The organism is Brevibacillus sp. NPDC058079 (genome assembly GCF_042885155.1).
Lineage (GTDB): Bacteria > Bacillota > Bacilli > Brevibacillales > Brevibacillaceae > Brevibacillus.
In genome coordinates this window covers 452,532-474,216 of sequence record NZ_JBHVSO010000003.1, presented here as the reverse complement: position 1 = coordinate 474,216, position 21,685 = coordinate 452,532, and the positions used below count along the sequence as shown (strand labels likewise).

General features: G+C 48.9%; 19 protein-coding genes and 1 other annotated feature. Of the genes, 18 read left to right on the top strand and 1 reads right to left on the bottom strand.

The window, feature by feature from the left end:
* Nucleotides 1-70: 70 nt before the first annotated feature.
* The 17 genes from ACFVS2_RS12355 to ACFVS2_RS12275 all read left to right on the top strand — a co-directional run bounded on the left by ACFVS2_RS12355 (nt 71) and on the right by ACFVS2_RS12275 (nt 20,205).
* Entirely contained in the window at nt 71-1,345 is a 1,275-nt protein-coding gene (locus tag ACFVS2_RS12355) for a cation:dicarboxylate symporter family transporter (protein ID WP_173619199.1), read from the top strand.
* A 459-nt stretch (nt 1,346-1,804) separates the two neighbouring features.
* Nucleotides 1,805-2,713: an NUDIX hydrolase gene (locus ACFVS2_RS12350; RefSeq protein ID WP_390234196.1), complete on the top strand. Its 909-nt coding sequence runs from the start codon at nt 1,805-1,807 to the stop codon at nt 2,711-2,713.
* A gap of 24 nt (nt 2,714-2,737) precedes the next feature.
* A complete protein-coding gene (locus ACFVS2_RS12345) occupies nt 2,738-3,598 on the top strand; it encodes a TIGR02452 family protein (protein ID WP_390234194.1) in 861 nt (286 codons plus the stop codon).
* Nucleotides 3,595-4,308, top strand: coding sequence for a nicotinamide riboside transporter PnuC (gene pnuC, locus ACFVS2_RS12340; RefSeq protein WP_390234191.1), 714 nt, complete (start codon nt 3,595-3,597; stop codon nt 4,306-4,308). Before ACFVS2_RS12345 ends, pnuC begins: the two co-directional genes overlap by 4 nt.
* Nucleotides 4,296-5,354 carry a multifunctional transcriptional regulator/nicotinamide-nucleotide adenylyltransferase/ribosylnicotinamide kinase NadR gene (nadR, locus tag ACFVS2_RS12335; protein ID WP_390234188.1) on the top strand — a complete coding sequence of 353 codons (1,059 nt, stop codon included), beginning with the start codon at nt 4,296-4,298 and terminating at the stop codon, nt 5,352-5,354. Before pnuC ends, nadR begins: the two co-directional genes overlap by 13 nt.
* Nucleotides 5,355-5,395: 41 nt before the next feature.
* Complete coding sequence (locus ACFVS2_RS12330; RefSeq protein ID WP_390234186.1) at nt 5,396-5,983, top strand: DUF1802 family protein; 588 nt, start codon at nt 5,396-5,398, stop codon at nt 5,981-5,983.
* Between the two features lie 32 nt (nt 5,984-6,015).
* The gene (locus tag ACFVS2_RS12325) at nt 6,016-6,996 is read left to right on the top strand and encodes a quinone oxidoreductase family protein (protein WP_390234183.1); all 981 of its coding nucleotides are present in this window, start codon (nt 6,016-6,018) and stop codon (nt 6,994-6,996) included.
* Nucleotides 6,997-7,061: 65 nt separating this feature from the next.
* Entirely contained in the window at nt 7,062-7,541 is a 480-nt protein-coding gene (locus tag ACFVS2_RS12320; protein WP_390234180.1) for a GNAT family N-acetyltransferase, read from the top strand.
* 234 nt (nt 7,542-7,775) lie between these two features.
* On the top strand, nt 7,776-8,213 hold the full coding sequence (locus ACFVS2_RS12315) for an RrF2 family transcriptional regulator (protein ID WP_048031845.1): 438 nt from the start codon (nt 7,776-7,778) through the stop codon (nt 8,211-8,213).
* A 62-nt stretch (nt 8,214-8,275) separates the two neighbouring features.
* Nucleotides 8,276-8,665, top strand: coding sequence for an IDEAL domain-containing protein (locus ACFVS2_RS12310; RefSeq protein ID WP_390234178.1), 390 nt, complete (start codon nt 8,276-8,278; stop codon nt 8,663-8,665).
* Between the two features lie 29 nt (nt 8,666-8,694).
* The gene (locus tag ACFVS2_RS12305) at nt 8,695-9,258 is read left to right on the top strand and encodes a thioredoxin family protein (protein WP_390234176.1); all 564 of its coding nucleotides are present in this window, start codon (nt 8,695-8,697) and stop codon (nt 9,256-9,258) included.
* 32 nt (nt 9,259-9,290) lie between these two features.
* Nucleotides 9,291-10,496 carry an MFS transporter gene (locus ACFVS2_RS12300; RefSeq protein ID WP_173619188.1) on the top strand — a complete coding sequence of 402 codons (1,206 nt, stop codon included), beginning with the start codon at nt 9,291-9,293 and terminating at the stop codon, nt 10,494-10,496.
* 55 nt (nt 10,497-10,551) lie between these two features.
* Nucleotides 10,552-10,810 (top strand) — a binding site (T-box leader).
* Nucleotides 10,811-10,879: 69 nt separating this feature from the next.
* Entirely contained in the window at nt 10,880-13,960 is a 3,081-nt protein-coding gene (ileS, locus tag ACFVS2_RS12295; protein WP_390234174.1) for an isoleucine--tRNA ligase, read from the top strand.
* 170 nt (nt 13,961-14,130) lie between these two features.
* Nucleotides 14,131-14,706: a TetR/AcrR family transcriptional regulator gene (locus tag ACFVS2_RS12290; RefSeq protein ID WP_390234172.1), complete on the top strand. Its 576-nt coding sequence runs from the start codon at nt 14,131-14,133 to the stop codon at nt 14,704-14,706.
* 97 nt (nt 14,707-14,803) lie between these two features.
* A complete protein-coding gene (locus tag ACFVS2_RS12285) occupies nt 14,804-16,051 on the top strand; it encodes an efflux RND transporter periplasmic adaptor subunit (RefSeq protein ID WP_390234169.1) in 1,248 nt (415 codons plus the stop codon).
* Nucleotides 16,048-19,146 carry an efflux RND transporter permease subunit gene (locus tag ACFVS2_RS12280; RefSeq protein ID WP_390234166.1) on the top strand — a complete coding sequence of 1,033 codons (3,099 nt, stop codon included), beginning with the start codon at nt 16,048-16,050 and terminating at the stop codon, nt 19,144-19,146. Before ACFVS2_RS12285 ends, ACFVS2_RS12280 begins: the two co-directional genes overlap by 4 nt.
* Nucleotides 19,147-19,230: 84 nt before the next feature.
* Nucleotides 19,231-20,205 (top strand): Gfo/Idh/MocA family protein, encoded by a 975-nt coding sequence (locus ACFVS2_RS12275; RefSeq protein ID WP_390234164.1) that lies wholly within the window; start codon nt 19,231-19,233, stop codon nt 20,203-20,205.
* A 79-nt stretch (nt 20,206-20,284) separates the two neighbouring features.
* Here the strand turns inward: ACFVS2_RS12275 and ACFVS2_RS12270 are convergent, their stop codons facing one another.
* Nucleotides 20,285-20,875 carry a TetR/AcrR family transcriptional regulator gene (locus ACFVS2_RS12270; RefSeq protein WP_390234161.1) on the bottom strand — a complete coding sequence of 197 codons (591 nt, stop codon included), beginning with the start codon at nt 20,873-20,875 and terminating at the stop codon, nt 20,285-20,287.
* Nucleotides 20,876-21,024: 149 nt separating this feature from the next.
* Between ACFVS2_RS12270 and ACFVS2_RS12265 the strand changes: the two genes are divergently transcribed.
* Nucleotides 21,025-21,663, top strand: coding sequence for a DUF2306 domain-containing protein (locus ACFVS2_RS12265; RefSeq protein WP_390234159.1), 639 nt, complete (start codon nt 21,025-21,027; stop codon nt 21,661-21,663).
* Nucleotides 21,664-21,685: the final 22 nt, after the last annotated feature.

Here is a 21,685-nt window from a genome sequence, read left to right as displayed (position 1 = left end):
CTTAAGCTTGATGCGTATAAGCATATCGGCTTGAGAGTCACATCTTAATCTTTCATAGCGAGGTGTCAGAATGAAGCGGTTTGGATTAGCGATGCAGATTGTCATCGGTCTCATTCTGGGTATCCTGGTGGGTGCTATTTTTTACGGCAACCCGGCAGTGGCGACCTATTTACAGCCTATCGGTGATATTTTTCTCCGATTGATTAAAATGATTGTCGTTCCGATCGTTGTTGCCACGCTTATTGTGGGCGTAGCAGGCGTAGGTGACATGAAGAAGCTGGGCAAAATCGGTGGTAAGACAATTCTGTATTTTGAAATCGTTACCACGATAGCCATTATCATTGGTCTTTTGGCGGCGAACATCTTTCAACCGGGTCTCGGTGTGGATCGAACAGTTCTTACCAAGACCGATATCCACAAGTATGTAGACACGGCAGAAACGACACAAAGCCACGGCATGGTGGAAACATTCGTCAATATTGTGCCAACCAATGTGTTTGATGCGCTGGCTCGTGGCGACATGTTAGCCATTATTTTCTTCTCCGTTCTGTTTGGACTTGGTGTAGCAGCAGCAGGAGAAAAAGGAAGGCCCGTTCTCAACTTCTTCAATGGGGTTGCAGACGCGATGTTCTGGGTTGTAAACACAATCATGCGTTTTGCTCCGTTTGGTGTTTTTGCGCTGATTGGTGTTACCGTTTCCAAGTTTGGTTTGTCATCGCTCATTCCATTGGGCAAACTGGTTATTTTGGTTCACTTTGCCATGTTGTTCTTCATCTTGGTGGTATTGGGCATCATCGCACGTATCAGCGGAGTCAAAATCACTTCCATTCTGCGTGTACTGAAGGACGAGCTGTTGTTGGCTTACTCCACTTCCAGCTCCGAGACTGTACTGCCTAAAATTATGGAAAAAATGGAGAAGATGGGCTGTCCGAAGGCGATCACGTCCTTTGTTATTCCGACGGGCTACTCCTTCAACCTGGATGGTTCCACGCTGTACCAGGCACTGGCTGCTCTGTTCATTGCGCAAATGTATGGTATTCACATGCCAATCAGCACACAGATCACGCTGATGCTCGTACTGATGGTTACGTCCAAAGGGATCGCTGGTGTACCGGGAGTATCGTTCGTAGTATTGTTGGCTACGCTCGGCTCTGTAGGTCTCCCAGTAGAAGGTCTTGCTTTCATCGCCGGTGTAGACCGTTTGATGGATATGGCTCGTACAGTTGTGAACGTAGTAGGTAATGCGTTGGCAGCAATCGTGATCTCTCGTTGGGAAGGTCAGTTCGACAAAAAGAAAGCAGACGATTATGTTCAGGCAGTAAAAGCCGATCCAAGTGCTGCTTAATAGAAGCGATAAATCGTGTTTAAGAAGCCTCCTGTCAGTGAATGAGCTGGCAGGGGGCTTTTTTGCTTTGGTTTGAAAAAGTGGCGGTAGTTGTGGGAAGAAGCGCATTTCCAGTCTGCGCTTCGGCCTACGCCCCGCAAGGGGTGACAACTGTCCGCTCCGGAATAAATGGCGGGAGCGCTTCAAACCCGAAAACGCTAAAGCGTTTTTGTATGTGATAAAAGCTGAAATTCCCCGCCATTTATTCCGGAGCTGGGAGGGGCTCCAGAGGCGCTTTGACTGGAACTGCGCTTCTTCTACGCGGCTGTTTTCTACAAATAAAGCCCTTTGCTTTAAAGTGGGGGATTTTTTATTGACACCAAAAACAGGAAAGAGTAATATGATACCAACAACTTGATAATAACATTTTGTTAATAACAAAAAGACAACAACAATTCAGCAGCTAAAAGAGGCGATTGGATGAAAGAAAAATCACATGTATATAAACAAGGTCAAACCGAACTGGAGTACTTGGAGGCTTATGATGTCAGCCAATTCGAGCGGCCGTCTGTGACAGTCGATATGCTGGTATTCACCGTGATGGATGAGCAGGAGGAGAATTACCGCAAGCTCTCGCCCAAGTCGTTGAAAATATTGCTCGTGAAGCGTGGTGAGCATCCGTATATCGGCCAATGGGCGTTGCCAGGCGGGTTTGTTACACCTGGGGAGAGTCTCGAGGAGGCAGCCAGACGCGAGCTGCGTACGGAAACAAACGTAGACGACATTTATTTGGAGCAGCTCTACACCTGGGGAGATGCGGGCAGAGATCCGCGGACATGGGTCATCAGCACGTCATACATGGCCTTGGTAGACAGCTCGTCTTTACAGCTGCAGGCAGGGGATGATGCAGATGAGGCCGAGTGGTACCGCATCGAGGACAAATGGCTGAAAGAAACAAAGATGGCGACTATTGACGGCTCCATTACTGAAAAATGGTTGGAGCTGCGACTTGTGCATGAGAGCGAAGAATTGTCTGCCACCATTAAGATCACCAAAACAGTAACGGGTCGTACCGTACGTGAGACCCGCGAAATTGTAGAGACGAATAACATTGCATTTGATCACGCCAAAATCATTCAATACGCACTGGAGCGATTGCGTAACAAGATTGAATACACGGACATCGCCTTTGCTTTAATGCCGGAGCTGTTCACGCTAAGCGATCTGCAACAGGTGTACGAAGTGATTTTGGGACGTGAGCTGTTGGCTGCGGCGTTTCGCAGGAAGGTAACCGACAAAGTGCTGGAAACGAATCAATATCGAAAACATGCCGGGCACCGACCATCCAAGTATTTTCGTTTTAATCCGGAATGGATGGATCAGACGTAGCCCCGTACCAGGGAGGAAATCACAATGAATCAGGGACACAATCGAAGCGTTCGCGTACGAATCGCGCAAGAGACACTGCAAATCATAGAGCAGGGTTACTACGTGAATAAAGCAGGAGAAAAGAAGAGCATTACGGAGAATCTAGCTTCTGCCGTCAGCCAGTCGGTTCTGTATCGGCCAAATGATTTGGCAGCAGACACAGTGCCACTACCATCGCATCAAACAACGGCTGCACAGCTACGTACCAAGGTCGAGGTTACCTCGGAATCCAGCCTGGATGCAGCCAAGCGCCTCATCGTTCACGAGAAGCGAGCAGATGCTGTATGCTTGAATTTTGCTTCCGCCAAAAATCCGGGTGGAGGATTCCTCGGGGGAAGCCAGGCGCAGGAAGAGAGCTTGGCGCGTTCCTCCGGGCTGTATCCTTGCATCGTGCAAATGGAGGAAATGTACACCTATCACCGCCAGTTGAAAACCTGCTTTTATTCTGACTACATGATTTATTCACCGCGGGTCCCCGTGCTCCGCGATCAAAGCGATCAGCTTTTGAATGACCCCTACCTCTTATCTTTTATTACGGCGCCTGCCGTGAATGCTGGGGTTGTTCGTGAGCGAGAGCCTGAAAATATCGCGAAGATTGGCCCTGTCATGAAGGAGCGCATTCGGAAAATTTTGCGGGCAGCAGCCATTCATAACCACCGGACGATCATTTTGGGAGCATACGGCTGCGGAGTATTCCGCAACAAAGCGGAGGACGTAGCAGATTACTTTGCGACTGTTTTGATCGAGGAACAGTATGTACAGCTTTTTGACCACATTGTTTTTGCTGTCTACGACAATTCTGCGCGCCAGGAAAACCTGCGAGCGTTCAAGGAGAGATTCGCATGAATGCGAAAAGCACCGGCTTTTTAGCAGACTGGAATTGGTTTGAAAAAATATGGCTCATCTCGTTTACACTCGTTACCCTCTATTTGTATTTTGTACTGGATGATACATTAATCGGCTTGATCGCCTCCTTAACAGGGATGCTGAGTGTCGTGCTCGTCGCCAAAGGAAAGACGTGGAGCTACTACCCGGGTATCATCAATGTGATTTTGTACGCGTTCGTCGCCTATGGGCAAAAGTACTATGGCGAAGTGATGCTGAATCTTCTCTATTTTTTGCCGATGCAATTCATTGGACTCTACCTGTGGCGTAAAAACCGCGTGTCCGAAGTCAAGCAAAATGACGTTAAGATTACCATTTTGTCCAGCCAAGCACGCATCTGGTGGACGGTCTTGAGCATCATTACAACGATTGCTTACGGGTTTGTATTGAAGCAAATGGGCGGGGCCTTGCCTTTTGTCGATTCCTTGACGGCTGTTCTCTCCGTCATCGCCATGCTCTTCATGGTGAAGCGTTTGGTCGAGCAGTGGGTGGTCTGGATCATCATTGATTTGTTCACGATTTACATGTGGCTGGTAGCGTTTTTGAAGGACGGAAGCGATATCTCGATGCTGGTCATGTGGTCTGCTTATTTGGTGAATGCCATCTACGGATTGATGAACTGGGTTCGGCAGTACCGCAAGCAAAGGGAGGAGCAGACATGGGGGGCGTAGGCTTCATTGGCGGCAAATTTTTGCCACTGCATCAAGGACATGTATACGCAATTACACAGGCGGCCTGCCGCTGCGACGAGCTGTACGTCGTTCTCTCGCACAGCCCTACTCGCGACCGAAAGCTGTGTGAGAAGGCAGGAATCAAGCCAATTCCCTATGAAGTGCGATTGAGATGGCTGTCCACGCTGGTCAAGGACATGGAAAATGTCCGCGTGCTTGCAGTCGAAGATCTTGCGGATAGCGACGAGAGCTACGATTGGGAGGCAGGAGCAGCGGACATCAAACGCATGATTGGGAAAAAAATTGATCTAGTTTTCAGCTCCGAGCCCTCCTACGATCCGATTTTTCGCCGTTTATACCCGGAGGCAGCGCACATCATTCTCGATGAATCACGCAGCCAAGTACCGATTTCCGCTACTCAAATTCGCAATGAAGGGGTCTACACCCATTGGCAGCACATCCCGACTGTTGTTCAGCCCTATTTCGTTAAAAAGGTAGTGGTGGTAGGAACAGAGAGCTGCGGGAAATCGACCTTGACCCGTTATCTTGCGAAAATCTACAACACCGTGTTTGTCGAGGAGTATGGACGAACAATCTGCGAAGAGGTTGGGGGCTGCGATACGATTTTGACACCGGAGTATTTCCCGCATATTGCGTATGGTCACAAAATGAAAGAGTACGAAGCGCTCCAGAAAGCCAACAAGCTCTTGTTCATCGATACCGAAGCGATTGTCACCCAGTTTTACTCCGAACTGTACACCGGGCAAACCTTCCCTGTTCTCGACCAGGTTGCCGACGAGCAAGCATATGATTTATGGCTGTTCATGGAGCCAGATGTCGCGTGGGTGGATGATGGACTGCGCGTGCACGGAGAAGAGCAAGTACGCCTGCACAATCATGAAAAACTGCGCCAGATGCTGGATGAGCGGGGAATTACGTACGTGACACTGCGAGGAAATTATGCCGAGAGACTGCAAGGAGCTATGCAGCATGTCGATCAACTGTTGAAGACGACTTCTCAACGAGCTGGAATTGGGCTAGACTAATGTCATCAAACGATTCTGACAGTAGAAGGGAGCCGTGCTGCATGCAGTCGATCGTACAGCCGCTATCCCCCCTTAGCTTGAAGGAATGGGCAGTCGCCGTCAAAGCACTTGGAGAAGGTGAGCAGATCATCACGATCCGCAAGGGTGGATTATACGAAGAAACACGAGAATTCCGCTTGGAAAATAATCAATTTTATTTGTATCCGACCTATGAGCACCAGAAGCGCGACATGGTAAAGGCAGACTACCAACATCTGTTAGACGCGACCCTCGAAGGCTGGACAATGGACAAGAAGACCGTGATGATCGAATATTTTGCCGAAGTAACCGACGATGTTGAGTTGATGGACGAAGCCAAGCTGCGTGCGCTTTCGCCCTTCCACATCTGGACGGACAATTTCGCAGATGTGCGCTTGCATTGGAAGAAAAAACAGCCGCTGCACATTTTGTTCGTGCGGATGTATCGAATAGAGCAGCCTGTAGAAATCTCCATTGACGCTGCTTATCAAGGCTGCAAATCTTGGCATGAACTATTGGTGGACATTCCGCGAGCTGCGTTTACCCCTGTGCTTTCCGACGAGGAGTTCGCAGCGAAAAAAGCCGCAATCATGACCATTCTGCAAAACTAACATTCCATTTCAAACTTGTCTGGAGGGTTCTCATGAAAGCGATCTTGGTAACGGAATTAGGCGGGCCGGAAACGATGAAATATGCGGATGTCGAGATGCCGACCATGTCACCTACACAGGTCCTGATCCGCGTCGAGATGACCAGTGTCAATTTTGCGGATATCAAATCCAGATATGGAAAAAAGGGAGCATCCAAGCTGCCGTTTATCCCGGGACTCGACGCGACTGGCGTGATCGAACAGGTGGGGGCAGAGGTACAAAGCCTGAAGGTGGGGCAAAGAGTCATCGCATTTCCGGCTAACGGTTCATACGCCGAGTATATCGTGGCGGATGAGAGCTTGACCTTTGCACTGCCAGATCAAATCAGCACGGAAACAGCAGCCGCTTGCCCAGTCGTGTCATTTACTTCGTACCAGCTACTGGCGAAGGTTGCCCGCATTGCCAAAGGGGAAACCGTACTGATTCACGCTGCGGCAGGCGGAATCGGGACAACGGCGATTCAATTAGCCAAGCTGCTCGGAGCAGGACGAGTCATCGGCACAGTCGGTAATGAAGCAAAGGCGGAAATTGCCTTGTCAGCCGGTGCCGACCATGTGATTTGCAATGATCGCGAAGATTTTGTGGAAAAGGTACGTGAGCTGACAGATGGTGCGGGAGCCGACGTCATTTTGGACTCGATTTCCGGAACGGTGAGCGAGCGTAGTCTCGAATGCCTCGCATGGTACGGTCGACTCGTCCATTTCGGCAATGCCAGCGGCGAAATCGGTCAGATCAAGACGATCGACCTGCATGCCAGCTGCCGCTCTGTATTAGGCTTCAGCTTTGGTACGACACGCAAGCTGCGTCCACACTTGTTGCAGGATACAGCCAAGCAAGTCTTGGAGTATTTGGCGAATGGCCAGCTCGACATCAAGATCGGCAAGCATTTTACATTGGAAGACGCAGCGAGCGCCCATGCGTTGGTCGAGAGCAGGGCGAGCACGGGAAAAGTACTGCTGGATGTGCGGTCATAATGATGTGGAGCCCTTGCTGACTCAAAAGCGAGGGCTTTTTTTATCATTTTGGAGAGGTGAATGCTATGCAGATGATTTCAACAAGCGATCTGGACAAAAACGTCATCACTGAATTTTTCATCAAACACTGGGGAAGTCCACAAATGGTCATCTCCAGTGGCGTCTTCCAATGCGATGCGCTGGACGGCTACGCAGTAAAGGGTGAAGAGGGTGCAATCAACGGATTTATTTGCTATGTACTCGGAGATCAGGAATGTGAAATCATTTCCTTGGATAGCGTGATCGAAAACAAAGGAATCGGGACCGCACTTCTCAATCAAGTAGAGCAGACCGCCAAAGAAAAAGGCTGTCACCGCATGAAGCTCGTCACCACCAACGATAACCTGCACGCCATGGGCTTTTACCAAAAAAGAGGTTATCAGCTTCACGAGCTGTACATCAATGCCGTGGACAAGGCCCGCCAAATCAAACCAGAAATCCCCCTCATCGCAGATAACGGCATCCCCATCCGCGATGAAATCCTTTTTATAAAAAAACTTATTTAAAAATGCCCCGCAGAAGCAACTGTTGTCCGAAAAGCGAAGGTACATGTTTGGAAGGAGACCGCCCGAACGTAGTGAGGAAAAAGGCGACTGGAAAACATGTGCCTTCGCTTCCCCCCGACCACCGCAGATTGAAATCCTCCGGCTTTTTAAAAAGTTTGCCCCCACACAATTGTTGACATTCGTAACTGTACGAATTATTATTACAGTACTCTTCGCAAGGAGGCCGTCTGTGACGTGAATAGTGAATTTACCATAGCTGTTCACAGCTTGGCTTTGTTGGCTCATATCCCAGAGCATATGGCAAGCAGTGAGCTCATCGCAAAAAATGTATGTACGAATCCTGCCAGAATTCGCAAAATCATGAGCATTCTGCGTAAGAACGGGTTTGTGAAGACCAAAGAGGGAATTGGCGGCGGTTATATACTTGCGTGCGACCCGAATGAGGTCACCTTGGCCGAGATATATCGTTCGATCTCGAATGGTACACTGAAGCCGCACTGGTGTTCGGGAGATCCGCAAGAAGCGTGTCAGGTTTCTGCGAATATGCACGGAGTCATGGATCAGATTTTTACCGAAGCAGAGATGTACTTTACAAAGTATTTGGAACAAATCACGATCCAGACTGTATTAGATAAAGTCCGTCAAGGATGTCAGGAGAATTCGCAACAGTAACCATACAAATTTTTAACATGGAAACTGTAATAATTTCCGTTACAATTAGGAGGTGCACGGGAATGAATCGAGATGAGTTATTGGAAGTCGGAGAATGGATATTAGGCAAAACCAAATTCGGCGAGTTAGTTCAAGGCTTCGTCGAAACAGATGATTCATTGCGAGGTACCGCGAAAGTTTATGTGGTTCAATGCGACAACGAAGAGACGATCGGCAAGCAGGTGGTGATTCCAAGACAGTGGATGGAACGCATTCCGGTAGGCTCTTTTGATGATGAAGAGCATATGCATGATCTGATCGACCTCGCCCTCGCAACCAAAGATAGAGAGTGGTTTATGGACCTGACTGCCAGGGCAAGCACCATGAAACAGACGTCAGGGAAAGAAGCCCGCAAAACAAGAAGCTCTTCCATTCGCAATCGCTTGGGAACTTCTGCTATTTGGGAGCAATAATTTTTCAATATACAGGAGGAGTACGGAGTATGTCTAACGTGAATCATAACAGTTGGTTTGAAAAAGGAATGAGCTTTGCTGCGTACAAAGAAAGCATGAACGTCAACAAAGAAGAGGTGTCCCGCGTATACGATCAGCTCACATTTACTGACGAGGATCTGGTTGTCTGGAAGGATCTTTCCCAGCGCAATTGGAAAGGGGTCGTGCTGACCGCAGACTGGTGTGGGGATGCTTCCTTGTGCGTTCCTGTCATTCAGCGAATTGCCGAGGAAAGCAACATCGAATTGCGCTTTCTCATCCGTGACGAAAATCTGGAGCTCATGGATCAATACCTGACCAATGGCACAGCACGTGCGATCCCGATCTTTATTTTCCTCGACCAGGATGGCTACGAGGCCAGAGTTTGGGGACCGCGTTCTCCAGAAGTGCAGGAAATGATTACGACTGCCCGTGCAGGATTGCCGGCTGCAGACGCTCCTGATTTTGAGGAAAAGCAAAAGGAGCTATACCGCAACTTCAAGCAACAGATTTCAACAGACCCTGCCATTTGGCGCACGGTGATTGAAAGTGTGAAAGCGAAGCTGCAAGGCTAAAGAGAAAAATCTATAAGGATAGGACTGGATAAATGAATATGAATGCACAAGAGAATAGTCAGCGACCGATTCTCTTCCTGATGATCAACATGTTTATCGCCATGCTGGGAATTGGCTTGATTATTCCGATTTTGCCCGAGTTTCTCAAAGAGTTCGGCGCGGGTGGGGAGACGGCTGGATACTTGGTGGCGGCCTTTGGTGTGACCCAATTTCTTTTTTCTCCGATTGCGGGGGAATGGTCGGATAAGTACGGGCGAAAAATCATGATTGTAATGGGACTCGTCCTGTTTACGATCTCCAATCTGGTCTTTGCCTTGGCTGAACAAACTTGGGTGCTCTATCTTTCTCGTCTGATCGGCGGGATCGGGGCAGCAGCGATGATTCCGTCCATGCTGGCGTATGTAGCTGACATTACGACAGAGGATAAACGTGGAAAAGGACTGGGGATGCTCGGAGCTGCCATGTCGCTCGGCTTTGTTATCGGGCCTGGTATTGGCGGATTTTTGGCAGAGCTTGGCTTGCGTATGCCGTTCTATATTTCCGCGGCAGTTGGTGCGGTAGCCACACTTGGTTCCATCTTTTTCTTGTCAGAATCACTTCCTAAGGAAAAGCAGCTCGCGGCACGAAACGCCAAAGAGAAGCAGGAAAACATCTTCGCACAACTCGGCAAGTCATTTCAATCGTCGTACTTCATCATGCTGGTGCTGGTCTTTACGATGACGTTTGGTTTGGCGAACTTTGAAGTTATCTTCCCGCTGTTCGTCGATGCGAAGTTCGCTTATACTCCGCGTGATATTTCCATTATTATCACAGTGGGAGCACTTGCCGGTACGATTGTGCAGGCAGCGCTGATCGGTAAGCTCATTACTCGTTTTGGCGAGAAGAAGCTCATTAATGTGACGTTCTTCTTGTCTGCTGTATCGATGGTGATGATGCTCTTGTCCGGTAACTTCTGGTATATGCTGATTATGACGGTTATCTTCTTTACCCTGACGTCGATTATGCGTCCAGCGATCAACACGCTGATCTCCAAGCGAGCAGGGGATGAACAAGGCTTCGTAGCAGGGATGAACAATGCCTACATGAGTCTGGGGAATATTTTTGGCCCAGCAGTGGCAGGTACGCTGTACGGGGTTCATTTGAACGCACCGTATTTGTTCGGCGCGATTATCCTGGTTCTCAGCTTGTTCTTGTCGCAGGTGGAAAGCCGTCGCAGCGTGAAGCGCGTCGTGGCCTAACCCTTGACAGTTTTTAGAAACCAGTGTAAAAAGTAAAGTAACAACAATAACACCAACAAATTCATTGACGAGAAAGAGTAAGCTAATCCCCTTGTTCCCCAGAGAGTTGGCCCTTGTGCTGAAAGCCAACGTTCAAGACTTAGCCGAAAATCCTCTCCGAGAAGGAAAGCTGAAGCATCTGGAGTAAGCTGACCCGGAATCCCACCGTTACAAGGGACGCGTATGATGGTACGTAGTAGAGGTGCCGAAATGACATGCTTGCATGAAGATTTCGGAACAAGGGTGGTATCGCGAGATCAAATCTCGTCCCTTAGGGGGCGGGATTTTTTTGCGTTCTATGAACCTACACTTCTACGCAAACTACAGAAGAAGGAGTGTACATGATGAGGAAAGTAGACGTAAAAGAAAAAGCAAGGACACGAGAGTTACGCATTCTGGATCAGTGGAGGGAAGACGACACATTCCGCAAGTCGATGGACAATCGGCTGGGAAAGCCTAATTTCGTCTTTTATGAAGGACCTCCGACTGCAAATGGACAGCCGCATATCGGTCACGTGCTTGGACGGGTCATCAAGGATTTCATCGGACGTTACAAAACGATGTCCGGTTACCGTGTCGTCCGCAAAGCAGGCTGGGATACACATGGTCTCCCGGTAGAGCTTGGGGTGGAGAAACGACTCGGCATTTCCGGCAAGCAGGAGATCGAAAACTACGGAGTGGCCAAGTTCGTCGAGGAGTGCAAAAACAGCGTATTTGAGTACGAAAAGCAATGGCGCGAGTTAACGGAAGGCATTGCTTACTGGACAGATATGGAGCATCCATATGTCACCTTGACCAACGATTACATCGAAAGCGTCTGGCACATCCTTTCTGAAATTCATAAGAAAGAACTGCTGTACAAAGGACATCGTGTCAGTCCGTATTGCCCGGATTGCCAGACGACGCTCAGCTCCCATGAAGTGGCGCAAGGCTATGAAGACGTGAAGGACTTAAGTGCGACCGTCAAATTCAAAAGCAAGACAAACGAGGACATCTTTCTCGCGTGGACGACGACACCATGGACACTTCGAGCAAACGTGGCTTTGGTTGTTAACAAAGAGCTCGATTACGTGCGGGTGAAGCACAAGGATGAAGTGTACGTCGTAGCAAAAAATCTCGCGGAGAAAGTGTTCAAGGAAGACTACGAGGTTTTGTCCACGCACAAAGGAGCAGAATTCGTCGGTACTCCGTATGAGCCGCCTTTTGGCTATATCAAGGTAAACCATGGACATATCGTCGTCGATGCGGACTATGTCAGTGATACGAGCGGAACGGGCATCGTGCATACTGCGCCAGCGCACGGGGAGGATGACTATCGTACGACACGTCAGCATGGACTTGATTTCGTGAACGTCGTGAATTTGGCTGGCCGCTATACCGATCAAATCTCAGATTTCGCGGGTCGCTTCGTAAAGGATTGCGACGTCGATATCGTAAAGGATCTGTCTCATCGCGGACTGTTGTTTTCCAAGGAGCGTTACGAGCATAGCTATCCGTTCTGCTGGCGCTGCAAATCGCCACTGCTCTACTACGCGATGGAGAGCTGGTTCATCAAAACGACAGCGATCAAGGATCAGCTGATCGAAAACAACAGCAAGATCGAATGGTATCCAGGCCATTTGCGCGAAGGGCGCTTCGGGAAATTCCTCGAAGAGCTCGTAGACTGGAATATCAGCCGCAATCGGTATTGGGGGACGCCGCTCAATTTATGGCTTTGTCAGGATTGTGGCTGCGAATATGCGCCAGGCAGTGTAAAAGAGTTGCGTGAGAAGTCTGTGGCGCCACTCGATGAGAATCTGGAGCTGCACAAGCCGTTTGTGGATGAGGTGAAGCTGCGTTGCTCTTGCGGCGGTACGATGGAGCGGACCCCTGAGGTCATTGATGTGTGGTTCGACAGTGGTTCGATGCCGTTTGCTCAGTACCATCATCCATTCGGCGACGAAAAGGTATTTCAGGAGCAGTACCCTGCCGACATCATTTCGGAAGGAATCGATCAGACGCGGGGCTGGTTCTTCAGCTTATTGGCAGTTTCAACTTTGTATAACGGAAAAGCGCCTTACAAGGCGGTCATCTCTACCGGTCACGTTTTGGATGAACACGGTCAGAAGATGTCCAAAAGCAAAGGAAACGGGATCGATCCGTGGGAGGTAATCGAGGAGTTCGGTGCAGATGCGTTCCGGTGGGCACTCTTGTCTGACAGTGCGCCGTGGAGCAGCAAGCGGTTCTCCAAGCGGATCGTCGCCGAGGCGAAGTACAAAGTGATCGATACGATCCATAACACCCATGCTTTTTATTCGTTATACGCCTTGATCGATGCATTCAAGCCAGAAGAGCATCTGCCACAACCGCCTGTGAACGAATTGGATCGTTGGATACTATCCCGCTTGAATACCACCTTACAGCACGTGGAAAAAGGTCTGGAAACCTACGATTTCATGAATCCGGCTGGGCATATCGAAGCGTTCGTCGACGAGCTGAGCAACTGGTACATCCGTCGTTCGCGGGATCGTTTCTGGAGCAGCGGGATGACTCCTGACAAAGTATCTGCTTACCAGACCCTGCGGGAAATGTTGCTGACGCTGGCGAAGATGATCGCACCATACGCACCGCTGATCGCAGAAGATATGTATGGTAATTTGGGTGGAGAAGGCAGTGTTCATTTGACTGACTATCCGAAGGTGAACACAGAAGCAATCGACGCAACCCTTGAGCGGGACATGGAAACGGCTCGACACATCGTGGAGCTGGCGAGAAATGTCCGCAACGAAACTGGACTCAAGACCAGACAGCCTCTGTCCGAGCTGATCGTATCGATGGAGCTGCCATTTAACCTCGAGCGATTTGCTGGCATTATCCAAGACGAGATCAATGTGAAAAACATTCGGGTGGAGCAAAGCGACAGCAGCTTCGTGACGTATCATTTCAAGCTCAACCTGAAGGTAGCTGGGAAAAAATACGGCAAGCACGTTGGGCCAATCCAAGGGTATCTAAAAGAATTGAACGCAGCCGATGCACAGAAAGCGGTGGACAATGGCTACCTGGATGTAGAGGTCGCAGGCGAGAGCGCGCGGCTTACACTAGATGAGCTACTCGTGGAAAAGCAAGGGAAGCAAGGCTTCGCTTCTGCATCCGGCTATCAGCTCCACGTGGCCTTGAATACGACACTCACAGAAGAGCTTGAGCAAGAAGGCTTGGTTCGTGAAGTCATCCGTGTCATTCAGGATGCCCGCAAAAAGCTGGATCTGCCCATCGATAAACGTGTCCAGCTCACACTGGATGTGGACGATGAGCTACGAGCAGCATTGGAGCGTTTTGATCATGTTTTGCGTGAGAGTGTACTTGTTTCGGATGTGTCGTTTGCGAAAGCAGCAGATATGGAGACCGTTTCGTTCGGAGAAAAAACATTTGGTTTGCACATTGGGTAACAAAGCAGTTGGATAAATAAAATGCTAGGGAACAAGGTTGGTACATCAGATCCCTAGCTGTTTTCTTCAAGCATGTAATATCTCTGGGTCACGTGCCATTTGACACTCCAGTAAAGCGTATACTATAATTCCTACCAGAATGAAAATTCATTCCGCAGAAGAAAGGAGTCATGAACTTGTCAGAAACCAAGCGCGAATTAATCTTGGATGCAGCGCTCGTTTTGTTTGTAGATCGCGGTTTTGATGGGACGACCGTTCCGATGATTTCCGAAAAAGCAGGGGTCGGTGCCGGTACCATCTATCGTTATTTTGAAAACAAAGAAGCGCTCGTCAATACATTGTTTCAAGAATGTGTAGGGGAACTTCTTGAGACACTCCAAGATGGGTATCCTCGTACATCTGACGACTTACGTGAGCAATTTCGGCATATTGCAAAGCAGACAATTCTTTACTCCAAAAAGAATTTGAACGGCTTGTTGTTTCTGGATTCCCATACAAACGGTCACTACCTGGACCAAGTCAGCCGCGAAGCATACATGAGGCTACGAGCTTTTTTATGCGAATTCATCGAGCGGGGACAAAAAAATAAGGTCATCCGTCCGTTGCCAGCGGATGCATTGATTGCGATTATTGACGGGGCATTCATCGCATTGAACAAGTGCATCAAGGCTGGCGAAATCGAAGAAACCCCGGAATTGCTTGCAGGCGTAGAGGAAGCTTGCTGGGATGCGGTCAGAATTCATTAATTCTGATCCTTTTTTTGAATAATGCGGAATGAACGTTCATTCCGATGGTGTATTTTACATAAAGAAAGAGAACGAAGCAAATAGGAGTGAGGTATACGTGAATAAGACGGTAAGAAAAGCGGTTGGAATGTTGCTGATCATCTCCCTAGCAGTCATGGGCACGGCTTGCAATCAAATGACGAAGACAACGGAAAGCGAAGGCCAAGCCGAGGCCAGAATCGTGGAAGTGGAGCCGATTGAGCTGAAAAGCTTCCAATCGACCAGTGAACTGTCAGGGACACTTGCCCCTATCGAAGAGACGACTGTTTCGTTCGAAGTAGCCGGGGAAATCAAGTCGTTGCCTTACAAAGAAGGCGACATTGTCAAAAAGGGAGAAGTGCTGGCCCGACTCACTACCACAGACTACTCTCTCCAGCTGGCATTGGCAAACGCTGAGATGCATGGTGCCAGCGCCGAACTTTCCAAAGTAAAAAACGGGGCGCGGGAACAAGAAGTTCAACAAGCAAAAGTAGCAGTCGACGCGAAGAAAATCTCACGAGAACAAGCACAGAAGGATTATCAGCGCATGGAGCAGCTCTATAAAAATGGGGCGATCTCCGAAACCGAATATGAAAATGCCAAGCATGCTTTTGAACTAGCCGATAAAGATTATGCACAAGCGCAAGAGACGTATTCGCTGGTGATCGAAGGCGCTCGGACTGAAGATATCAGTGCGACAAATGCCAGCTACCAAGGGGCGATGGTCTCCCGTGATCAGGCTGCAGCTACTTTGGCAAAAACGGAAGTGAAAGCGCCTATACAAGGAACCATACTAGCGAAATTGGCTGATGTTGGGCAACTCGCAAGTCCAGGGGCGCCTGTCTATCGAATCGGCAACATCCAACAGTTGAAAACCGTTTTGCCTGTACCTGACAAGGATATCTCATCGTGGAAGGTAGGCGATGAGGTCGAGATTCGTTTGTATGAGGACAAAAGAATCGGAAAGGTGACGACGATTTATCCAGCGACGAACGAGCAGACGGGTACGATAAGCGTGGAAGTCGCCATTGATAACGCCAAAAAAGATTGGTTTGCAGGGCAAGTCATCAGCGCAAAGCGTACCTTGTCTCAAAAGAAAGGCATTTTTGTCCCTGCCAAAACCGTTTTTAGCCGAGGTTCTGAGCCTTACGTTTTCTTGCTAGCGGCTGATGAAGCGGTTAAGACCCCTGTCACGATTGGTCAGTATGTTGACAATCATTTGGAAATTACTGCTGGCTTACAAGCAGGGGACATGTTGATTACGAAAGGTGCTGATCGTTTGCTTGGTGGGGACTCTGTCACCGTAAAAGGAGGCAATCAGCCATGATCGAGTTTTTCATCAACAAGCGCAAAATCACCCTCGTTTTCTTTGCGATGCTCGTGCTGATTGGTATGTTCATCGCGGTTACGCTTCCGAAGCAAGAGCAACCAGACATTATCGTCAGCATGGCCACCATCACCACCGTGTATCCGGGAGCGACTCCGGAAAAGGTGGAACAGACTGTCACGAAGAAGCTGGAAGAAAAAATCAACGAAGTACAAGGTATCAAATCCATTAGTTCGGAGTCCCGTTCCGGTGTATCCATTATTAGCGTGCGAACAGAGAATGACGTTGAACCGAAAACGGTGTTTGAAGATGTACGGAAAAAAGTAAAGGATGCCGAGGCCGATTTACCGGATGAAGCAGAGCAGCCTATCATCAATGATGACATGAGCCGTACTTTCATTCAAACTTTTCAAATCACTGCTAACTCTTTTGAAGAAATCCTCCAATTGCGCGATATGCTCGATCTGTGGAAGGATCAACTTCGAACCGTGCCGGGTGTTTCCGATGTTTCGATCCAGGGATTGCCGGAGCAGGAAGTAAAAATCGCTGTCGATCCCCAGAAGCTGCAACAATACGGCATTTCCTGGGCGCAAGTCATGAATGCTGTGCAAACGAAAAACGAAACAACGCCCCTAGGTGACGTCAACATTGATACGCGAAAATATCAGCTCACATTACCGGTAAGCTATGAAGTGGCGACGTTTGAGAAGGTAGTTGTGACACGTACGCAGGAAGGAATGCCCGTCTATTTGAAGGATATTGCCACTATTTCCGACAGTACCAAACGGTTGGAGTATCGAACGTATTACAACGGGAAGCCTGCTGCGACGATTAGCATCAATGCTGAGCTGGGAAGCGATGTTCCAGCGGTGCAAAAAGCAGTAAATGCGAAGCTTGCAGCGTTGGAAAAGAATCTCCCAGCGTGGGCGAAAAAAGAGCCCGTATTTTTACAAGTGGATCGAATCGACAGTATTTTTTCCGAACTGTATCTAGAAATGATCATTGCGATCATAGCGGTACTATTTATTTGCATCCTTGGATTGAATGTGACGACATCCTTGATGGTTGCATTGGCGATCCCTATCTCTTTAGCAGCTGGGATGGTGCTCCTGCCCTTCTTTGGCATTACGCTCAATCAAATGACCGTATTCGGGCTCATCATTGTTCTCGGAATTTTAGTAGACGACGCAGTGGTGGTTAATGACAACATCGAGCGCAGACTGTCTGTTTTGGGAGAAGATCCTTACACGGCTGCTGTATCTGGGACGAAGGAAGTCGCCATCTCCATCGTCACCGCTACCCTTGCTACCATCTCTGCGTTTGGGCCGATCATGTTTCTGCCTGGTGATGCAGGTCAGTTTATTTTTCCGGTACCGCTCATTATCATTTTTACGATGGCCGCCTCGATGTTCATGTCGCTTACGATCATTCCGATTTACCGGGAATGGAACGAGCGAAGGAACAAGAAACGGAGCAAAGCAGAAACAGATTATCGTAAGCCAGCAGGTTTATTAGGCAGACAAATCGATGCACTGACGAATTGGTATGGCGATCGTGTCATGAGGTCGATGTTGAAAAATCCGCTGAAAACAGGAGTGAGCGGCGTACTGATTGCGACCGCCATCTACGGACTCGTTGCAGTCATCCCTGTTCAGCTTTTTCCTGATGATGACAGGCCACAGATGGTCGTGAATATAACGACGCCGGTTGGTGGTAATTTACAGGAAACAGATCGGATTGTCCTGGGGGTTTCCGAATGGATTGCGAATCAGGCACACATTCAAAAAGTCTCGTCTTTCGTAGGCGGCAATGCGCCACAGATGATGCCCTCAGCACCGCCGGTTGGTACAGGTGAAAATGTAGCGCAATTGATCGTTACCTTTGACAATCACAAAATGGATGCACGAAAAGTGCTTGCGCCGTGGTCGGAGCAGTTTAAGCAGATGTTTCCAGAAGCGAACATCATTCCGTACAGTGTAAAGGCGGCTATGTATTCCGGTGACCCGGTAGGGATTCGGGTGTATGGGGATGATCTGCAGCAGTTGTACGCAATTTCTGAGCAAATCAAGAAGCTCATCATGGAGACCAAAGGAACGTACAACATCAACGACACGCTCGGAAATGAACAGTACTCCCTTCAATTCCATGTGAACCAAGAAAAGATGGACAGGGAGCTGATCAATGAAGCGGATTTGACGAGAACGTTGCGTTTGATCAGCCAAGGCATTCCCATGGGTCAATTTGATAATGGGAAAAATTTGATCGATATCACGCTGGTAGCCGATCAGTCGGGAATGACGACAGAGCAAGCCTTCGCGCAGCTCACCGTTCCCAATGCTCGTGGGCAGCTCATCCCGGTTTCACAAATAACAGAAATGAAGCCGGACTTATCGATGCAGAGCATTCCTCGTTACAATATGTCCCGCAGTGTCACGATCACGAGTGATGTCCGAGATCGGACGGCTGCTGACGTGATGAGCGAAATAACAGCGAAAATGGAGCAATTGGAATTGCCAGACGGGTATGCTTGGAACATAACAGGTGAAACAGAAGAGGAATCGGAAGTTTTGCTCGATTTGGGAGTGCTTGCGGTCGTTGCAGTCTTCCTTATCTTTTTGCTGATCGTATTGCAGTTTAACTCCTTGTCTATTCCTGCTTTAGTGATGAGTACAGTGTACCTCGCGATCGCGGGCAGCTTGATCGGACTATTCATCACATCGACACCGATTGGATTCATGACCGTGGCAGGCTTTATCGCATTGGCTGGTATCGTCGTCCGAAACGGGATTGTCTTAATTGAATTCATCGAGGAAGCGAGGCATCAAGGCGTCTCTCTCAACGAAGCAGTCATCGGGGCGGGGAAAGCACGGTTGCGCCCGATATTGCTAACGACATTTGCCGCAGTAGCCGGTTTGTCACCGATGGCAATTGCGGGAAGCGTGCTATTTCAGCCGCTTGCCATTACGATCATTTCTGGCTTGCTGTTCTCGATGTTACTTACGCTGATAGTCGTTCCCTCTCTCTATACAGTCGTCGCGATTCACAAGGAGAAGAAGCGAAACAAAAAGGAAGCGCAGAAACAGCTGTCAATCTGAGCAATTCAGAAGGAATGTTCAGATGAATGGAGAAAGGGGTAGAGGCACGAAGACGAACATTCACCAGGAAGAGAGGAAATGCAGATGGACCAAGTGAAATGGAACGTTGGGGTGATTGGCGCAGGCGTCATGGGCGAGCGCATGATGGACGCGATCCGTACCCACGAAAAATTTCGAGTAGCCGCAGTGAGCGATGTATCGGCGGAAAGAGCACAGGAAGCCGCGCAAAAGTCCGGCGATGTGCCTTGGTACACAGATTATAAGGAATTATTGAAAAAGGTAGAGCTGGACGTCATCTATTTGGCGGTTCCTCCCAAATTCCATCATGCCATTGCCCTGGATGTACTGGCGCACAAAAAGCATTTGCTCTGCGAAAAGCCGTTGGCTAATTCGTTGACAGAAGCGCAAGAAATGTTGGAAGCAGCAAATGACGCAGGGGTTGTCCATGCGATGAACTTCCCGCTCTACTATCAAGGTGTTTTTCCTGAGCTCTCCCGCAGACTCGAAGAAATCGGAGATATCCGACGCATTGATATCTTGACGCATTTTCACCAGTGGCCGCGTCCATGGCAGCAAACACCTTGGCTGGCTGGTCGTGAGCAAGGCGGCTTCATCCGTGAAGTGCTCCCTCATTTCACTCACCTGACTTATGCGCTCTTCGGAGATTTGCATGTAGTACGCTCAGAGGTAGATTATCCAGCAGATCCTGCGCTATGCGAGACAGGTGTATCGGCTTTCCTACGTCTGACAGATGGTACCCCGGTTACGATCAATGGCTTGGCGGGTATCGCGCATGAGGAGCATTTGGATTATCGCGTGTACGGGTCACAAGGGACGCTGAGTGTCGTGAACTGGAGCAATCTGTTTGTGGGTGGACACGGCGAAGCGCTCGTTCCGGCTGAAATTCCACAGCAAGACCGTCTCTCCCTGTTGTTGGATGAGCTGTCCATTGCCATTAACGGTGGGGACGCTAGACTGGTTACGTTTGAGACAGGCGTGAAAGTACAGCAAGTGCTGGAAGCATTGCTTGGACATGAAAAAGTACACTACATCAAATAGAATTTAGCAGGAACAGTCCATGAAAATAGAGCAGTTGGGCAGGGGTATCACATCCTGCGCGACTGCTCTTTTCTTTTTGCTATGGCTCGTATGTCTGTAAAAGCTGCTCTATATGCTTGATGGAAAAATGGACATGCTTGTTATCGCGGGTGAGTCTGCTTGCCATTATGGCTCCTTCAATGGAAGAGAAGATAACCGAAGCGACTGCTTCTGCGTCCATTTCAGCACGAAATTCTCCCTGGGAGATTCCTTCTTCCAGCAACCCTTGCATGAACGATATGGTCCCTTGGTAAGCGGCGACGGCATAGTCGCGAAGAACAGGGAACGAATGGTCGCTTTCGACGGCTGTGTTGAGAAGCGGGCAGCCGCCTTGGAGCGGGGGATTGTTTACCGCATCAGAATATACCTTTGCCATGGCTACGAGTTTTGCAGTGGCTGTGTCCTGTTTTTCTAGCGCAGCCGCAAAATGTTCATTCAATACTTCACCAGCATATTTGAAGGCCTCGATTGCTATTTCATCTTTACTGGCAAAACCTCTGTAGAGGGCGCCTTTGGTAAGTCCCGTGGCATCCATGATGTCTTGCATGGAGGTTCCTGTATAACCGTTTTGATTAAACAGCTCGGCTGACTTCTGGATGATATGCAGCTTTGTTTTTTCGCCTTTTCGCATCGCGATAGTCCTTTCATTCGTCCAACACGGTCTATATTCGTCCAAGTTATTGTAACATTTCTCTCATGTACGAAAGAAGGCATTCATGTAAAATCAAAAGAGACCGAACTGTCCGGTCTCAAAAATCGAACAAAGGGTTGTGTGACAGGATGAACCGTATCAAACCGTATTCGATTGTCATTTTCGTCGCTTGTATAGCGATCACGTATGCACTCGTGCAAAACTTTATCATCGATCCAGAAGCGAAAGGCTTTCTCAGTCACAAGTCTGATTACAACAAAGAGCGAATGAACACATCGATCTGGCTTACGGTGATGTATGTCCATTTGTTTTTCGCTCTGATTGCCCTGGTCTGTGGAGTGGCTAACTTTTCGGACAAGCTGCTCGCAGAGAACCGCAAGCTACATAAAGTAACAGGCTATGTTTATCTTTTTAGTGTGTTGGTTGTGGTAGTCACCTCGGGATTTATGGCCCCTTATGTAACGGGTGGAAAAGTGGCGAGTTGGCCCTTCCACTTGTTGAACGTCATCTGGCCGGCCATCACCATTACGGCACTCGTCAAAATTAAAAAGCGCCAAGTCATGCAGCATAAGGAATGGATGGTCCGGAGTTTCGTCTTCTTGTTCACCAACATGGCGATTCATCTCGTGAAGCTGATCGTAGAGAAGGTAGTAGGATTGCCGTATGAGCTCAGCTACACAATCGGTGTATATGTCGCCATGATTGGACTTGTCATGACGGCGGAGATGATCATTCGTACGAAATTGCGAGCACGGAAAAAAGCATGAGAGCGACTCAGCTTTTTCAATT

Excerpts from the sequence above, each read along its gene's own strand:
- ileS (WP_390234174.1), top strand. The coding sequence starts at position 10,880 with ATGAGGAAAGTAGACGTAAAAGAAAAAGCAAGGACACGAGAGTTACGC.
- ACFVS2_RS12330 (WP_390234186.1), top strand. The coding sequence starts at position 5,396 with ATGCAGTCGATCGTACAGCCGCTATCCCCCCTTAGCTTGAAGGAATGG.
- ACFVS2_RS12345 (WP_390234194.1), top strand. The coding sequence starts at position 2,738 with ATGAATCAGGGACACAATCGAAGCGTTCGCGTACGAATCGCGCAAGAG.
- ACFVS2_RS12265 (WP_390234159.1), top strand. The coding sequence starts at position 21,025 with ATGAACCGTATCAAACCGTATTCGATTGTCATTTTCGTCGCTTGTATA.
- ACFVS2_RS12305 (WP_390234176.1), top strand. The coding sequence starts at position 8,695 with ATGTCTAACGTGAATCATAACAGTTGGTTTGAAAAAGGAATGAGCTTT.
- nadR (WP_390234188.1), top strand. The coding sequence starts at position 4,296 with ATGGGGGGCGTAGGCTTCATTGGCGGCAAATTTTTGCCACTGCATCAA.
- ACFVS2_RS12275 (WP_390234164.1), top strand. The coding sequence starts at position 19,231 with ATGGACCAAGTGAAATGGAACGTTGGGGTGATTGGCGCAGGCGTCATG.
- ACFVS2_RS12300 (WP_173619188.1), top strand. The coding sequence starts at position 9,291 with ATGAATATGAATGCACAAGAGAATAGTCAGCGACCGATTCTCTTCCTG.
- ACFVS2_RS12270 (WP_390234161.1), bottom strand. The coding sequence starts at position 20,875 with ATGCGAAAAGGCGAAAAAACAAAGCTGCATATCATCCAGAAGTCAGCC.
- ACFVS2_RS12350 (WP_390234196.1), top strand. The coding sequence starts at position 1,805 with ATGAAAGAAAAATCACATGTATATAAACAAGGTCAAACCGAACTGGAG.
- ACFVS2_RS12320 (WP_390234180.1), top strand. The coding sequence starts at position 7,062 with ATGCAGATGATTTCAACAAGCGATCTGGACAAAAACGTCATCACTGAA.
- ACFVS2_RS12355 (WP_173619199.1), top strand. The coding sequence starts at position 71 with ATGAAGCGGTTTGGATTAGCGATGCAGATTGTCATCGGTCTCATTCTG.
- ACFVS2_RS12280 (WP_390234166.1), top strand. The coding sequence starts at position 16,048 with ATGATCGAGTTTTTCATCAACAAGCGCAAAATCACCCTCGTTTTCTTT.
- ACFVS2_RS12325 (WP_390234183.1), top strand. The coding sequence starts at position 6,016 with ATGAAAGCGATCTTGGTAACGGAATTAGGCGGGCCGGAAACGATGAAA.
- ACFVS2_RS12310 (WP_390234178.1), top strand. The coding sequence starts at position 8,276 with ATGAATCGAGATGAGTTATTGGAAGTCGGAGAATGGATATTAGGCAAA.
- ACFVS2_RS12290 (WP_390234172.1), top strand. The coding sequence starts at position 14,131 with ATGAACTTGTCAGAAACCAAGCGCGAATTAATCTTGGATGCAGCGCTC.
- pnuC (WP_390234191.1), top strand. The coding sequence starts at position 3,595 with ATGAATGCGAAAAGCACCGGCTTTTTAGCAGACTGGAATTGGTTTGAA.